Annotated in this window: 9 protein-coding genes and 1 riboswitch; of the genes, 8 read left to right on the top strand and 1 reads right to left on the bottom strand. The window is 27.2% G+C overall.

Annotated elements, in window-relative coordinates:
• Positions 1–552: 552 nt before the first annotated feature.
• Complete coding sequence (locus tag BV55_RS0102255) at positions 553–1,443, bottom strand: MBL fold metallo-hydrolase (RefSeq protein WP_029451112.1); 891 nt, start codon at positions 1,441–1,443, stop codon at positions 553–555.
• A 304-nt stretch (positions 1,444–1,747) separates the two neighbouring features.
• Here BV55_RS0102255 and BV55_RS0102250 point away from each other — a divergent pair, with 304 nt between their 5' ends.
• The 8 genes from BV55_RS0102250 to BV55_RS0102210 all read left to right on the top strand — a co-directional run bounded on the left by BV55_RS0102250 (position 1,748) and on the right by BV55_RS0102210 (position 14,156).
• Positions 1,748–2,428, top strand: a complete 681-nt coding sequence (locus BV55_RS0102250; RefSeq protein ID WP_029451111.1) for a DUF421 domain-containing protein — start codon at positions 1,748–1,750, stop codon at positions 2,426–2,428.
• A 309-nt stretch (positions 2,429–2,737) separates the two neighbouring features.
• Positions 2,738–2,998 carry a cysteine-rich small domain-containing protein gene (locus BV55_RS0102245; protein WP_029451109.1) on the top strand — a complete coding sequence of 87 codons (261 nt, stop codon included), beginning with the start codon at positions 2,738–2,740 and terminating at the stop codon, positions 2,996–2,998.
• Between the two features lie 148 nt (positions 2,999–3,146).
• Positions 3,147–3,320: riboswitch (M-box (ykoK) riboswitch) on the top strand.
• A 380-nt stretch (positions 3,321–3,700) separates the two neighbouring features.
• Complete coding sequence (gene mgtA / locus BV55_RS0102235) at positions 3,701–6,259, top strand: magnesium-translocating P-type ATPase (RefSeq protein WP_051652373.1); 2,559 nt, start codon at positions 3,701–3,703, stop codon at positions 6,257–6,259.
• A gap of 474 nt (positions 6,260–6,733) precedes the next feature.
• Positions 6,734–8,821, top strand: coding sequence for a helix-turn-helix domain-containing protein (locus tag BV55_RS0102230; RefSeq protein WP_029451107.1), 2,088 nt, complete (start codon positions 6,734–6,736; stop codon positions 8,819–8,821).
• 309 nt (positions 8,822–9,130) lie between these two features.
• Positions 9,131–10,570 carry an MATE family efflux transporter gene (locus BV55_RS0102225; RefSeq protein ID WP_242850837.1) on the top strand — a complete coding sequence of 480 codons (1,440 nt, stop codon included), beginning with the start codon at positions 9,131–9,133 and terminating at the stop codon, positions 10,568–10,570.
• A gap of 189 nt (positions 10,571–10,759) precedes the next feature.
• On the top strand, positions 10,760–11,830 hold the full coding sequence (locus tag BV55_RS0102220; protein WP_029451105.1) for a DUF4097 family beta strand repeat-containing protein: 1,071 nt from the start codon (positions 10,760–10,762) through the stop codon (positions 11,828–11,830).
• Between the two features lie 164 nt (positions 11,831–11,994).
• Entirely contained in the window at positions 11,995–13,113 is a 1,119-nt protein-coding gene (locus BV55_RS0102215) for an AI-2E family transporter (protein WP_051652372.1), read from the top strand.
• Positions 13,114–13,310: 197 nt separating this feature from the next.
• The gene (locus BV55_RS0102210) at positions 13,311–14,156 is read left to right on the top strand and encodes a PRD domain-containing protein (RefSeq protein WP_051652371.1); all 846 of its coding nucleotides are present in this window, start codon (positions 13,311–13,313) and stop codon (positions 14,154–14,156) included.
• Positions 14,157–14,198: the final 42 nt, after the last annotated feature.

Below are 14,198 nucleotides of genomic sequence, written 5' to 3'. Positions count from 1 at the left end.
TACAGGTTTAAGTATTAAAAGTTATTGAATATGAGTTAATAAAATTAAAAAGTTAGAGTGCTTACTATCTATATAAATACCTTTAGTAAGCGCTCTAACTTTCATTGGTTTTTGGCGGACTATTTTCTGTATCTGTCAATATGGAGTCTCCTTCCGTAATGTCCATTTGTTATTCACTCTTATATATTACTTAATGGTTATATTTATAATTAACCCTTTGCAAAGAGGAAAACAAATTTAAGCGTTTTATTTATAAAATTTAATTTTCTGGTGGTCTCACCTCTTTTCTTATTAATATTCTAGAAGTATTACTTTATAAATATTTTACCACCTCCTACAATCGATTTATGAATATGAAGAGGATAGTTTTGCTAATTCATGTTGTTAAATTAATTATATATTATTCAGAATATTAAGTCAATAGCTTTTGAAAAAATATAAGGAATATAGGGGACAGTTCATAACTATAAATACTTGGTAAATAATTTGGGACAGTTCACAAGTATTTATAGTTTATACAATGTTTTGTTGATGATTTTGATAATAAACAGACTATTTTTTAAAATAATATAGCTTACCATCTTCTGTAGAAAAACCGATTAATAATTTATTAAACAGATAAGATATAAAAGCTGAGGTAGCACCTAAGTTTATATAATATTCATTAAAACCTAAGTTTATATCATTTAATAAGGCAATGCTTTCTAAGAGGTCTTCCCTTGTTAATGGTTGATCTAAGAGTTCTAAACATTGATTTATATATTTGTGTATGTTTTCTATATTTATATCTGCAAGATTTATTATTTCATCTTTAGAATAGATGATTTTTGCATGGCTTACCATAAAGTAGTCAGCATCTAAAGTCTTTATATATTCTAAGGTATTTAATGATTCCTCTATATTATATAGGTAAGGAAAAGGGTGTCTTTTTATGATTTCTTCGCTGAATATGGAATCTCCAAGATAACATACTTTATCAGGAGTTATTATTCCTATGTGTTCCATAGAGTGACCTTTTAGCGAAGTTATTTCTATTTTTTCATCATTAATTTTATTTATACCATAATCTAATACTTCATCAACATTTATAGGTGTATTAGATTTTTTTAGTTCTTTAGCAGAGTAAGATGAGAATAATGCATAGGGCATAATCTCAGGGTTCTCCATAAATATCTTTTCTTTTAAAGAAGCGTAGGTTATGCATCCTGGATAATTATTTAAAAAGTAATTATTTCCACCACAATGATCTAGGTGGCTATGGGTATTTATTATATATTTAGGATGCAAGTTGTTTTCTGATAAAGCTTCTTCTACTTTCCTGGCAGAGGTATTATTTATACCAGTATCTATAAGTATGCAGTTTTTATTTTTAAATGTATATACTCCAATATTAGTACCAGAGGGTACATAATAGCTATTTCCATTGATTTTTTTTAGTTCCATATAAAATGTCCTCCTTTTATTTAAGTTCATCTCTTTAGATTATAACAAATCATACTTAATTTGTAGGTATGTAATAAATATTTGTTATAAAAAGTTTAAAGATTATGAAAAATATTTTTTTCAATTACAAGAGGCGTCAATTTTAAGGGTATAGATATATTTATATAATGTTTAAGGACTATACAATTATTAACCATTAAGGTGATTAGAAGGATTTTAATAGTATTATAGGAATAAAAACATAGAAGATACAAAGACTAAATAATAAAAAGATAAAGTTTACGAAAAGAAAAGGTGAGTAAAAATGAATTATTTATATGTTTTTATAAAATCTGTAGCAACTTTTTTTATATTACTTATACTTGCAAGGCTTATGGGTCGAAAACAGCTTTCTCAGATAACATTTTTTGACTATATAGTTGGAATTACCATAGGATCTATAGCGGGATCAGGAATTATAGATAGAGATATAAGTATGTATGACACTATAATTGCTTTATTAGTTTGGAGCATGTTACCTATAATTATAGGTAACATCAATTTAAAAAGTATAAGGACAAGAAAGCTTATAGAGAGTGATCCCGTTATAATAATACAAAATGGAGTTGTAAATGAAAAAAACATGAAAAAGGTTAGATACAATATTGGTGATTTGTTGATGCAACTAAGAGAAAAGGGTATATTTGAATTAAGTGAAGTGGAGTTCGCTTTGCTTGAAGCACATGGTGAGCTTAGTGTACTTAAAAATTCACAAAGTAGGGAGGTAACCCTTAAGGATTTAAATATAAAGGTACCATATAAGGGAATGACTATAGAGGTTATATTAGATGGTGCTATATTAAATCAGAATTTAAGCATCATAAATAAGGATGAAGCATGGCTTATTAATGAACTTAAGAATAGAAATATAAATGATGTAAAGCATATCATGTATGCAGGATATACTTCTGAGGGAAATTTAGAGGTAGTAAAAAGACAAATTTAAAAGTTAAGGCAAAAGGAGTAAGCATGGGGAAATAAAATTAATGAGTATTTTACAAAGATATAGGGGAAATCTCCGTTATTTATGCTGGTGGTGATTAATACTACTAATAGGTAGTTAAAGTATAATCTAAAAGGTTGACAATTAAATTTTTAATATGTATATTTAGGTTATATTAATGATATTAATATATAATAGCTTTATAAAGTTTTTAACAAACAATCTAAAATAAGGTTATTAATTAGAAACTATAGACACAACTTATTTATATAAGTTAATTTTAAGATGTAGTTTTAAATAGGGGGAGTTTGTATGGATAATAATTATAGGTTTTTTAAAAATGACGGGTGTCAGTACTTTCCTTGTCACAAAGTTAAAAATGAAGAAGAATTTAACTGTTTGTTTTGCTATTGTCCACTTTATCTTTTAGAAGATTGCGGTGGAAATAAAAATGATATCAATGGTATAAAGGATTGTTCAAATTGTTTAATACCACATTCACCTAAAGGCTATGACTACATAGTAAAAAAGATAATGGACGTAAACAAAACTAAGAGAGAATCAACAAAGTAATCACAGAAAGAAAAAGACCTAATATATTAGTATAAGGCATAGCTTATATTAATTGTAAATATAATGTTTATTTATGTTAATGATTGACTTTTAAAAATCTTAGTCTTATTATAAAGAAGTAAAAATGAATTATACAAAATAAAAATTAATATAGAATTGTTAGGTGAGGTTACTATATAAATATAAGCTACTGCCCAGAAATGTCGAGAGACGCCAACGGGTTAGCAGGTACTGTCGATTAAGGCTTTACTTAATGTAGCTGGTATGTTTTAAAACAAAGCCAAAGTTATATAGTGCTAAAGCTCAACGAATGAAGTAGTCTTTATTTTTCATGAGCAATTTAATCTCTTCATCCGCTGGGTGAAGAGATTTTTCTATTTTAAGGAGGTGAGTACTCTTGGGAGAAAGTATTATTAATAGTGAAAATGAAAAAAGTGAAAATCAATCAGATGGCATAGACCCCCTTCCGGATATTCATCTAGGAGAGGATAGTGATGCATAATAAAAGGAGGTGAACTGTTGTAGGACATCTATAAGTTCCTATAGAAACTATATGATTTATATAATTAAAATTTTACTAAGATTATAACATTATAAAGTGAGAGGCGTAATTTACAGCATTCATAATTATTTTGAGATCTCATAAAGATTATAATTTTATGAAAATTATAGGAGTTATAGATTTTTAACAACAGAATTACTATGGTATTAAAAGAGATGTTAAATAATTTTGAAAGTAAAAATACAGAGATATTATTAAAAAAACTTAATAGCTCCTTAGAGGGATTAAAACAACAGGAAGTAGAAGATAGATTAGATGAGTATGGATTTAATGAATTAGAAAGTGAAAAGAAACCTACTATAATAAAAAGAATATATGAAAATATAAAAAATCCACTTGTAATATTACTTATGGCATTAGCTTTAATTTCCTATTTAAGTGGTGATAATAAGGCCGCTATAGTAATGGGAGTAATGGTGAGTTTAGGTGTAGTTTTAAAGTTTGTTCAAGAAGTTAGGGCGGATAATTCAACAGAACAATTAAAGTCTATGGTAAGAACCACAGCAACAGTTATAAGAGATGGAAAAGCAAATGAGATTCCGCTTAAGGTAATAGTACCTGGAGATATAATACACCTTTCTTCAGGGGACATGATACCAGCAGATGTACAAATAATAACATCTAAAGATTTATTTGTAAATCAATCTGCACTTACAGGTGAATCCTTGCCTGTTGAAAAGATTGTAAGTGATAAAGAATATGATAATGATTTTGAAAATACTAATTTATGCTTTATGGGTACTAACGTTGAAAGTGGTACAGCAATAGCAATAGTTTTAAATACAGGTAATAAAACTTACTTTGGTAAACTTACAAGTAAGCTTGGCGGACAACAAGAAATTACAGATTTCGACAAGGGAATAAATAAGTTTGTCTGGCTTATGATAAAACTTATATTTATTATTGCCCCTTTAGTTTTTTTAATAAATGGATTTGTAAAAGGTAATTGGTTTGATTCCTTTTTGTTTGCAATAGCAGTGGCGGTTGGATTAACACCAGAGATGCTTCCAATGATAGTTACAGTTAATTTATCTAAAGGTGCTATTGCAATGTCTAAGAAAAAGGTAATAGTAAGAAGATTAAATGCCTTGCAAAATTTTGGAGCTATGGATATTTTATGTACAGATAAAACAGGAACTATAACTTGTGGAAAAGTAATATTAGAAAAGTATTTAAATATATATGGGGAAGATAGTAGTAGAGTTTTGAAATATGGATATATAAATAGTTTTTATCAAACAGGATTAAAAAATATGATGGATGAATCCATATTAGAACATAAATTAGATGGAGAAGATTTTAATATTGATGGAAAGTATGAAAAAATAGATGAGATACCCTTTGATTTTATGAGAAAAAGAATGTCTGTAGTTGTAAGAAATAAAAGGATGGAAGATGTTTTAATATGCAAAGGGGCTGTGGAAGAAGTTTTAAGCCTATGTAATAATTATGAAACAAAAGATGGAACTGAAACCTTTAAGGGGGAAATGATAGAGGAAACAAACTCTATAGTTAAAATTTTAAATGAAGATGGATTTAGGGTTATAGCAATTGCTTATAAGGTTAGAAATGCGGATAAAAAGGAATATTCTGTAGAAGATGAAAAGAATTTAACACTTCTTGGCTTTATGGCATTTTTAGATCCACCAAAGGACACCTCAAAAGAGGCTATAGCTAAATTCCATAAATATAATGTAGATGTGAAGGTGTTAACAGGGGATAATGAAATTATAACTCGAAAAATATGTAAAGAAGTAAATCTTAAAGCAGATTCATTGCTACTTGGTAGTGATGTAGATAAGCTATCTGATGAAGAACTACAAGTTAAGGCAGAAAACACAACAATATTTGCAAAGCTTTCACCAATGCATAAAGAAAGAATCATAAGAGCCCTTCAAAAGAAAGGTCACGTAGTTGGTTTTATGGGAGATGGAATAAATGATGCACCAGCTCTTAAAGTAGCAGATGTAGGTATTTCTGTAAATACAGCCGTAGACATAGCAAAGGAATCTTCAGATATGATACTTTTAGAAAATAATTTATTAGTATTAGAAGAGGCTATGCTCGAGGGAAGACGGATATTTGGTAATATAGTTAAATATATAAAGATGACATCAAGCTCTAATTTTGGAAATATGTTTAGCGTTATAGGTGCAAGTATATTTGTACCGTTTTTACCAATGCTTCCAATTCAAGTTTTGACAAATAATTTATTATATGATATTTCTCAAACTACAATACCTACAGACACTGTAGACGAAGAGTGGATAAAGATACCAAGAAGATGGGATATAGAAGAAATAAAAAGGTATATATTCCATATAGGTCCTATAAGTTCTATATTCGATTACGCTACTTATTTTATAATGTTATATGGATTTCATGCTTTTCATAATCCAGCTTTGTTTCAATCAGGGTGGTTTTTAGAATCACTTATAACCCAAACACTAATAATTCATGTTATAAGAACAAATAAAATTCCATTTATACAAAGTAGAGCAAGTAAGCCACTTACTATAACTTCACTACTAATAGTAGCAGCTGGAATAATATTAATTAACTCACCACTAGCATCTGCTTTTGGATTTACTAAATTACCAGTTACCTATTATTTAATATTGTCAGTTATAATAATATGCTATATATTCTTAACCCAAACAATGAAAAGTTTGTATATAAAAAGGTATAAGGTAGAATAATGGTTATCATAGCTTTTATATAAAAAAGTATGAGGTAAAATAATAATTGCAATGTTTTTGAAGGTGTTTAACATAAATTTATTAGTATAAAAATTAATAGAGGTAATAAAGATAATAAAGACAATAAAGATAATGGTATTTTAAAGACTCACTTCTAGCTAGAGTGAGTTTTTATATTTCAAAGTGAAGTTTAAAAGCTTTAATAAAATTAGAAATATCACTGGCTTATTAAAGTAATTAATATTAATTAAAAGGGTATCATATTATTGCATTTTGATATTTCAAAAGTATTTTCCCGGGAAATATATTGCTGAAAATACTTTTAATAAGTAGAATAATGTAAAAATCACAATATAAATAGATTATACTTAATTTTAGATACACTGTTACCTAATATTTCATATGAACTAAGATTTTATAGTATAATAGATATGAATAAAATTAATATATAAGATGTTGTATACAGGAGGAAAAATGAGAAAAGAATATATAAGTTACTTAAAAGAAACTCCAGTAAATGTTTCTTTGCTTAATATAGAGGGTTATCCAATACATTGGCATGATTGTGTAGAAATTTTATATGTGCTTGAAGGTAAACTTAGGATAACAATAGAAACGGAAATATATGAACTAGAAAAAGGAGAACTTGAAATAATTAATTGTGATGAAGCTCATAGCTACGAAAGCATGGGAGATTCTAACAAGGTTTTAATGTTTCAAATAGACCCTAACTTTTTCGAGAAATATTTTAACGATATAAGAAGTGTATTTTTTTATACAAACTCTTCAGAAGAGGGTGCTCAAGAAGATGAAAAACATCATATTCTTAGAAGATATTTATCTATAATTTTGTGTGAGGTTATTCAAAAAGGAGATAAGTATGAGGACTATATAGATGATACTTTAGTAGAACTTTTATATCATCTAATAAATAACTTTCATCAATTAATATATGAAAAGGAAGATTTAAAGGAAAATGGTGAACAATTTGAAAGGTACGATAGAATTGTTAGATATATATATAATAACTACAAAGATAAGATAAGTCTACAGGATATAGCAAAGAAAGAATATTTGAGTTCCTACTATCTTTCCCATGAAATAAAAAACACTGTAGGGTATGGATTTAAGGACTTTTTAAATTTAACTAGAGTTGAAGAATCTGTAAAGCTACTTTTAGATTCTGATAAAACTATATCTGAAATATCGGATGAACTTGGGTTTTCTCATATAAGATATTTTAATAAGCATTTTAAAAGGCATTATGAATGTACGCCTTTTCAGTATAGAAAAAAGTATAAGGTAGATGAAAAAGTTTTAGAAAATATGAAGAAAATTGAAGTCTTAGATTTAAATGAATCCTTACAGTATATGTTATTATATCTTGAAGATTATGATAGATTTAATTATGAGGATAGAATATTTAAATTAAATGTAGATGCATCATCAGAGGGAAAAGGTTTTGAGGAAGAGTTTAATGACTTCATAAATCTTGGTGATTCAAGGGATTTATTAAAGGAAAAACAAAGAACATTTATTACATCAATACAAAATGATATAGAGTTTAAATATGCATTAATAGATAAGGTTTTTTCAGAAGAAATGGGAGTTGCTATAGGATATAGTGATTTTTATAATTGGCAAGAAGTAAGAAGAGTAATAGCATTTTTATTGTCTATTAATTTAAGGCCCTTTATAGTATTAGAAAAATCTATGTTTTCCTCAGAAGGAGTTAGCGCACTTAAAAGTTTTATAAAGTTTTTTAGAGAACTTTATGGAGATTATGAGGTGGGTAAGTGGAGGATTCAACTTTCTAATTTAGAAGAGTTGGAGGCCATGGATCAATTAGAAGACATTAGAGAATTAAAAGAGCTTTTAGAGTGCCACTTCGAATTAATAAATGTAAAAATGGATGTTACAAATAGAGATGCTATATATGATACTTCTTATATGATACCTCATATAATTGAAAACTCTTTAAATGGTAATAGATTTTATTTTAAGGCATTTGATCAAACAGATTTTGATAAGGATTTAAATAATGAAATATTTATGGGGGATAACGGTATAATAACTCAAAATGGAATAAGAAAACCTTCATATTATGCTTATTATTTATTAGCTAAACTTGGTAATACCTTAATTGAAAAAGGTGAAGGGTATATTGTAACTAAATCTGGAGATGATATTCAAATATTAATTTATACTTATAATGAAGATATAGATAAAATAATATCTTTTCATGATATTCTAAAAAGAAGAGGAAGTAAAAATATAGCTGAAAGAAACTTTTCTATAAATATAATAAATCTAATGGATGATTATACTATAACTAAATATGAGATAAATGAATCAATAGGATCTGTATACAACTATTGGATAAGTTTTGGAAAACCAAACAGAATAAATGATGAAGAGTTAGAACTTTTTAAAAAGGCATCTTTTCCTAACATATCTTTCAATTTTGCCAAAAAGAGTTCCGTATTTAACATAGTAAGTAAGGTAAAAGGTTATGGAGCTACACTTTTTGAACTTAAAAGGGTACAAAAATACGATTATTAAGGTGGTTTTTTGTTTATTTGCATATAAGTCTCCTTTTCAAACAAAGCAAAATAGTACTTTATTCTGAGCATTTAAGTGAGTGTACTTAAGTGCTCTTTTCTAATACAATTATAGTATAGAGTTTTAATGTGAATTTATATTTTAATATAAATTTAATATTAGTATATATTAAAATATAAATTTAAAAATTGTATATTGAATACATAATACCGTATGAAAATTATTGATTTTAATGTTTAATTTTTATGCAAAATTAAGTCTCTATTACAAGAAATTTACAACAATTAATTAAAAGGAGACGTGATTAGTGTGGCATTAAGCAGTAAGTCTATTGCCAAAAGTGGGGAAGAATTCGCCACGGGCAATATTACAAAGGTATTATTAAAGATTGCCATACCAGCAATAATATCATTATTAGTAGGAGAACTTTATAATATGGTGGATACCATGTTTGTAGGAAGGGCTATAGGAGCCACAGCAATAGGAGGACTTACTATAGCTTTCCCAGTGCAAAGACTTATGATATCCATTGGACTTTTAATAGCTGTAGGTGCATCAACGGCGGTTGCTAGAGCACTTGGAGAAAAAGACCAATCTAAACTAAAATATATCATAGCAAATGCTTTAACATTAATGTTAATAAGCATGTCTATTATAATAGCACTTATATTTATTTTTAAAAGTAATATAATTAATTTTTTAGGAGCTACAGATACTATATATCCTTATGCAAATGATTATATTAGTATTGTAATAATAGGTGGAATATTTCAGAGCTTTACTGTAATAATAGGATATATATTAATTGCCTTAGGTAATTCAAGGGCTAACTTAATAGCTATATCTATAGGTGCAGTTTGTAATATAATTATAGATTATATATTTGTTGTTGCAATACCACTTGGTGTTAAAGGTGCAGCAATTGCAACAGTAGCATCACAAGTTTTGTCGGCAGCGTATGCGTATTATCATTTTCTAAAGATAAAAAAGAATTTTAATATTTCTTTAAGTTTAAATTTGAAAGGCGATATTACAAAATCTATAATAACTATAGGATTTTCTACGTTTATAATAGAAATATCAGATGCTGTTGTAGCGGTTATATTAAATAATGTACTCAGTGCTCATGGGGATACAGCAATAATTATAGTTGGTGTGGTCTCAAGGGTATCTATGTTTATGTATATTGCAATGCTTGGAATCACATCCGCAATGCAACCTATTGTTGCATATAACTATGGAGCTGAGAACTATGAAAGGGTTAAAGAAGTAGTAAAAAGGTCAACTGTAGCAGTTACTTTAACGTCTATAGTGGTTTGGGTAAGCATGATGGTATTTTCAACACCGGTTTTAGGAAGCTTTATAAAGGAAGCAGATATATTGTCAGAGGCTGTAAAGGACTTTAGGATTGTAATATCAATATTTCCTTGTGTCGGTATATACTTTGTAGCTATATATTATTATCAAGCTATTGAAGAGGCAAGGTTGTCATTAATTCTGTCAATATATAGACAGTTACTTATCTTCATTCCAATACTGTTTATATTCATGAGATTATTCGGAGTTAAAGGAACATGGATTTCTTATCCAGCAGCAGATATAATTTCAGCAATTACTGGCGCTTACTATTTAAAAACTGGACTTTCTATAATGGATGAAAGACAAGTGGAAGCAGATGAAGAGTTAGAAAAGGAAAGGTATGTAGAAAAACCAAGAAGAACTATTGGAAGTTATGTAAATGATATATAAAAAACCTAGAATATAATTTATTAAATTAATCTAATGGCTTGTATAATGCTTATTTTATACAAGCTATTTTTTGATTTACTTATATTTAATGGTATTAATTTATATATATTTTGAAATACAAATACATTAAAGTGTGATATATTTATAATATAATATAATAAATATTTAAGTGGGTAAGGAGTGAAATAAATGAAAAAGGTAGGTACATTTACATTAGCGTTATCATTGATATTTTTAGGTGCTGTACTGATTATTAAACAAATAGATCCTGCTATGTCAATGACCATATTTAAGTTTTGGCCAGGAATATTTATTATACTTGGAATAGAGTATCTTTTAGTTAACAGAACACAAAAACATGATAAGGTAAGTCATTCATTTAATTTTGGAATAATAATTGTTATAATAATTTTTATAATTATGGAAGGATTTTATGGATTTAAGATTAACGTTATTGATGAATTTAAAAGCTTTGATAAGGATGAAGTCAAAGAATTTAACATAGATAAATATAGTGATGGAAGAAAAATAAATGTAGACCAGGAACTTTACAGTTTAAATAAAAATATAAAGATAGATGGAGTAAATGCAAAAATAACTTTAAGAAGGTCCGCAGGTGACAGTATTAGAATAGTTGGAGATATTAACGTGTCTGATGATTATTTTGATGATAGTTATGAAATAAAGATGGATGATAAAGATGGTACAATATATGTAAAATTAGAAGATAACCAAATAAAGGCAATGAATTTGCTTATCTATGTTCCCAGTAGTAGTAATATAAATCTAAATTTTAATAATGCTGAAATAAAGAATGAAGATGATATGAGTGATTTAGATCTTAAAATAAATAATAATAATGGTAACTTTATATTAAGCAATTTTAAATCTATAGGCTTAAATGTTAATAATGGTAATATTAACATTAAGGATACTAATAATGTTAATATATCATCAAACAACATAAAGGCTGATATTTTAGGAGATATTGAAAAATTAAATATAAAATCAAATATTTCATCTATAAACGTGAAAAGCAGCGAAATAAAAGAAGCGGACATAAATTCTCATAATGGGAATATAAAATTACAATCTGGCAATAAGACTAAATTAGACATAGAATCATCCAAAGGCAAGATAACTGTAGATAATAAAAAGATTAGTGGAAATACATTTAAAAAAGATGAAGGTGATGGAAGCATTAAAATAAAAATAGATCTTGGTGTAATAAGCGTAAATCAAACAAATGGTGGTTTTTAAAATTAAAAGATAGCTTTAAAAATAAATTTAAGATATTTTTTAAATAAAAGCAAAAAATAATCGTTTGTAAAAAATGACTAGTTGTGAAAAGTGACAAGTTGTGAAATAAGATTTAAAATAAAATAAAATATGTGATATATTTTACGAAGGAAGGAACTTGGAATTTGAATATTAAAAGGTACAAAGAGAAAAAGTATTTTAATTTAATTATTGCAATTGTGGTAGCATATGTACTTATAAAAGTTATAGATAATTATGCCTACTTTTTTGGAGCTATTACTAAACTGATAGCTATAATATCTCCTTTTATATATGCTTTTATAATAGCATATATATTGAATCCAATAATGAAATTATTTGAAAAAAGATTTAAGCTTAAAAGGGGAGTTAGTATACTGCTAACCTATTTATTAATAGTTGGTATTATTACTATTACAAGTATTTATTTAATACCTAAAATTAGCAATAGCATTATTGATATAATAAAAAACACACCTTATTTTGCAGAAGAAACCCAAAAGTGGATTAATAATTTAATAAGTAATAGTAGACTAAGTGATGTGCTTAATTCATCCACACTTTCAAGTTTTAAATTTGATGATATATTAGCAAAAATAAGTAATGTTAGCATGTCATTTTTAAATTCTATGTTATCTAAAACAATAAGTTTTACAAACTCCTTTATAAAGTGGGTATTTGGCTTTTTAATAGCAATATATATATTATATGATAAAGAAAAGATAATTAATTGGTTTAAAAAGATGTGCTATTTAATTTTTAAAGAGAAGCTTAGTATTAAAATGTTATCTTTAGGAGGAAATCTACACAATATGGTTGGAGCGTATGTTGGAACTAAAGCCATAGATTCAGCAATCATAGGAGTAATAGCCCTTATTGGTTTAAGCATTATAGGATCTTCCTATGCCCTACTTATAGCAGTTATTGTTGCAATTACTAATATGATACCTTACTTTGGACCATTTATAGGAATGGTAACAGCATTCATAATAAATGTATTCTTCAGTCCTATAAAAGCCATGGTTTCGCTAATCTTCTTGCTAATTTTACAACAATTTGACGCATGGTACCTAGATCCAAAGTTAATAGGCGGAAAAGTTGGATTAAGTCCATTTTTAGTAATCTTCGCAGTTACATTAGGTGGTGGACTATATGGACCAATAGGAATGGTTTTGTTTGTCCCAATAATAGCAGTGGTAAAAGTGTACTTAGATAAATTTATAAAAAACCACAAGGAAAAGGTGGGGGACAGTTCACAATTATAGAACTCTTAAGAAAAAGAGGGGACAGTTCACAATTATAGAATCTTTAAAAGGTTTTAGATATAAGTGGATTTAAGGACGGTTCTCAATTATGTAATATGGGGACAGTTCAGAATTATACAGAAAAAATAATAAAGAAAAAGGCACATTTAGATATTACTGTGGTAAGTTTTAATATACTATGGTGAGGGGGCGCAATAGTGGGTAGAAAAATGTATAAGGTCTTAAGACCCTTTAATCATAATGTGGTTTTATGCACCAAAGACAATAAAGAATGTATCTTAATTGGAAAAGGAATTGGATTTGGAATTAAATCTGGAGATAGTATAATTAATGTTAACAATATAGAAAAGGAGTTTTTTCTTGTAGATAACTATAATAGGGAAAAGTTTCAGAACTTATCAAACATCATAGATGAAAATATAATAGGGATTACTGAAGAAGCTATAGCAAGTATTTTTAAGAAACTTCATAAAGAATTAAATGAAAAGATACATATTACGTTACCGGATCATATTGGTTTCGCTTTAAAAAGATTAGAAAGTGGTATAGAGATTAAAAATGTGTTATTGCATGAAATAAAGTTTCTTTATAAAGAAGAATTTGAAGCAGCACAAGAAGTATGGGAAATAATAAATAATGGATTAAATGTAAACTTACCAGAGGATGAAATTGGATTTATTGCAATGCATATTCATGCTGCTATTAACAATCAAGATGTTTCAAAATCATCAATAGATACATCTATAATATCCGATATGATAACATTTATTGAAGAAAACATTAATATAGATTTAAATAAAGAGAGCTTAGAATATTGTAGAATGCTTACTCATCTTAGATTTGCCCTAGAAAGATCAAGAAATAAAATTAATATAAAAAATATTTTAATTGAAAGTATTAAAGAAAACTATAAAGAAACTTATGATCTTGCAAGTAAATTAGCAGATATGGTTTATAAAGATTATAATGTAAAGTTTCCAGAAGGTGAAATTGGATATTTAACTATCCATATACAAAATATACTTTCAAGTAAAAACACATAACCATATAATGTTTTCAAAAGGTATTGAATTTTCTTGATTATG

The organism is Clostridium algidicarnis, assembly GCF_000703125.1.
GTDB classification, from domain to species: domain Bacteria; phylum Bacillota; class Clostridia; order Clostridiales; family Clostridiaceae; genus Clostridium_L; species Clostridium_L algidicarnis.
The sequence above is the reverse complement of the archived record's forward strand: the minus strand, read 5'-3'. Positions and strand labels throughout refer to the sequence as shown.

What these genes read in the sequence shown, in the direction of transcription:
- BV55_RS0102230 (WP_029451107.1), top strand. Translation starts at nt 6,734, where the DNA reads ATGAGAAAAGAATATATAAGTTACTTAAAAGAAACTCCAGTAAATGTT.
- BV55_RS0102250 (WP_029451111.1), top strand. Translation starts at nt 1,748, where the DNA reads ATGAATTATTTATATGTTTTTATAAAATCTGTAGCAACTTTTTTTATA.
- mgtA (WP_051652373.1), top strand. Translation starts at nt 3,701, where the DNA reads ATGGTATTAAAAGAGATGTTAAATAATTTTGAAAGTAAAAATACAGAG.
- BV55_RS0102245 (WP_029451109.1), top strand. Translation starts at nt 2,738, where the DNA reads ATGGATAATAATTATAGGTTTTTTAAAAATGACGGGTGTCAGTACTTT.
- BV55_RS0102220 (WP_029451105.1), top strand. Translation starts at nt 10,760, where the DNA reads ATGAAAAAGGTAGGTACATTTACATTAGCGTTATCATTGATATTTTTA.
- BV55_RS0102255 (WP_029451112.1), bottom strand. Translation starts at nt 1,443, where the DNA reads ATGGAACTAAAAAAAATCAATGGAAATAGCTATTATGTACCCTCTGGT.